The sequence below is a fragment of the Nonomuraea cypriaca genome (assembly GCF_015645445.1).
Taxonomy (GTDB): Bacteria; Actinomycetota; Actinomycetes; order Streptosporangiales; family Streptosporangiaceae; genus Nonomuraea; species Nonomuraea cypriaca.
Genome location: NZ_JADOGI010000468.1, coordinates 1 through 2,337, shown reverse-complemented (window position 1 = coordinate 2,337; position 2,337 = coordinate 1). Strand labels below are relative to the sequence as shown.

Sequence of the window (2,337 nt, the reverse complement as noted above, 5' to 3'; positions counted from 1 at the left end):
GTCTTGCCCACCCCGCCCATCCCCGCCAGCACCTGGGTCAGCACGACCGTCTCGCCCGTGCCAGCGGCCGCCTGCACTTGTTCGGCGACCTGGCGGTTCTGGAAGCAATCGGCAGGCTGTGGGATCACCCCGATCCGGACTCGGTCCACCGTCGGTTGTGGCGCCCTCGGCACCGCCGCCCCGCCCGCCGGGTAGTGATGATGATGGGTAATCTGGTTGCCCGCGATCTGGGTGATCTGGCCGCCGTCCGTGACCCGGGCGTCCTGCGACACTCCATCGCCTCGACGCAGACGGCCGGTCATGGCTGCGCTGGCGGGGCCTGGTCGCCCGCGACCTGGGAAATTTCCCCGTCCTTGTAGGCCCGGGCACGCTGGCGCACCTCAGCGGCGGCATCCCTGCCCAATGACGCTGCACCAGTCTGGTCCCCGCCCACCTGCGAGATCCGGCCGCCCGAAGCGCGGGCGGTCTGCTGCACCAGCCGCCTCCCACCGCCCGAAGCCGCCACCAGCCCGTAAACCGTCAGCGATAGGCCCGCTACAGCCACCAGCGCCCCGATCACGCTGCCCAGCTTGTCGGCATTATCCAGTCCCACTGACGCGAAGTACACGCCGAGTCCGGCCACTGCGGCCAGCGTCAATCCCGCGCCTACCCACACCGAGCTACGCCTTGTCATACCGACATCATCAACACCGGACCCCGCCGGCCGCCACGAAATGCGCTAGACCGGTCACGAATCAAGGTGCGCTGTGACACGGGCGCACGCGTACTGCAGCATGGCGAGACGTTGAGCTGCGGTACGGCAAGCGGGACAGCCCGTCTATGGCACTCACCGACATAGCCACGCAGGCTATGCCTGCACGGATGCAGCGGCTTCACGTAGGAAGGGAGTTGTTCAGGTTCGTCTATGAGCATGATCGCGGCCAATACGCGGCCAACTGCACCATTGCAAGGGAAAAGACCCAGGTCAGCGCTTGATCGCGACAGGACTGTAAAACCGTCGGCTCAGCCTACGCAAGTTCGAACCTTGCACCTGCCACCAGCAGTAACAGCAGCTCAGAGGCCCTTCGGGGCCTCTTCTGCGTTTCAGGGGTGTGCAGCCGGATGCCGTCGTGAGCGGCCCGTTGTCGCAGGTCCCGGAATATGCCCGGAATGGATCACGGGACGTTTCCCCTGGTCGGAGGCCTTGATCCGGGACATCTGCGGATCGGGCGCTCGTGGGAACGTATGGGGAACGGCGAAGGGTCCCGGTGTCGTTCCGGGACCCTTCGGGATGGTGCTGGGCGATCATGCGGCGAGGGCGTCCTCAATTCGCTTGTTGGCGATCTCCTGTTGGCCATCGAGGCACTTGGCGTAGACCCTGAGGAGCACATCCACGCCATGCCCGGCCCGTTCGGCTACGTCGGGGGCTGGTACGCCCGCGTTGAGCCAGAGGGAGACGGCGGCGTGTCTCAGGTCGTACGGTCTGCGGGCCAGGGGAGAGGCGACCTGGGCGGGGGTGAGCGCCAGGGTTCGGGCGTCCTGCCAGACCTCGGTGTACGCGGTCGAGGCCACGACCTTGCCGCGTTCGCTGCGGAACAGCCGGCCATCCTCGGCGACGCCGAACTCTTCGATGTGTTGCCGAAGAATCTGGACCAGCTTGGGCGGGATGGGCACCGGGCGGACGTCGTCGCGGCCTCGGTGCTTGAGCCCGCGTTCCTCGTGGGCGTCGCCGGTGTCGGTCCACTGGACGTTGACCTCTGGGCGGGAGACATCGACGAGGATGCGGCCCCAGCCGGTTGCCGGAAGATGGCAGTCCTGCCTTCTGAGCGCGACGGTCTCGCCGGGACGTAGGGCGGCGTAGTACATGCAGGCGAACATGGCTTGGAGGCGACGCCCGCGACCCCGCCCACCTACGGAGGCCACGGCGGTCAGCAGCGCTTCGGCCTGGCGCGGATTCACCACGACCCGCGGATCCACCGTCTCCGTGGTCTTGGGCGGCTTCCACCTGACCTTGTGCACCGGGTTGGCGGGCAGTTCCTCCAGCTCTACCGCGTACTCCAGAACAGCGTGGAGGACGGCGCGCTTGCGGCGGATCGTGTTGGCGCTCGCCGCCTTGCCATCGAGGCGGAGGGCGAGGGCGTCGAGTGCCAGGCGTACCGTCTTGGTCTCGTTCAGGTCGGTCAGGTCGAGCGAGGCACCTTCCAGCCACCGGAGCGCCTGCTTGCTCTCCAGTGGGGTGCCCCGATCTTTCCGGACACGGACCCAAGTAGGGTTTACGTGACACCCGGAAGGCAAGGTAGTGGCGAAGAAGCCGAGGCATTACTCTCCCGAATTGCGGGCCGAAGTCGTTAAGTACGT

The 2,337-nt window shown here is 66.9% G+C and carries 3 protein-coding genes; all 3 read right to left on the bottom strand.

What is annotated here, in order from left to right:
• The coding region (locus tag ITP53_RS54885) for a hypothetical protein (RefSeq protein WP_195903404.1) at nucleotides 1-272 on the bottom strand (272 nt) is incomplete at its 3' end.
• A 26-nt stretch (nucleotides 273-298) separates the two neighbouring features.
• A complete protein-coding gene (locus ITP53_RS54880) occupies nucleotides 299-637 on the bottom strand; it encodes a hypothetical protein (protein ID WP_195903403.1) in 339 nt (112 codons plus the stop codon).
• A gap of 647 nt (nucleotides 638-1,284) precedes the next feature.
• Nucleotides 1,285-2,274, bottom strand: coding sequence for a tyrosine-type recombinase/integrase (locus tag ITP53_RS54875; protein WP_195903402.1), 990 nt, complete (start codon nucleotides 2,272-2,274; stop codon nucleotides 1,285-1,287).
• Between the last annotated feature and the right edge of the window lie 63 nt (nucleotides 2,275-2,337).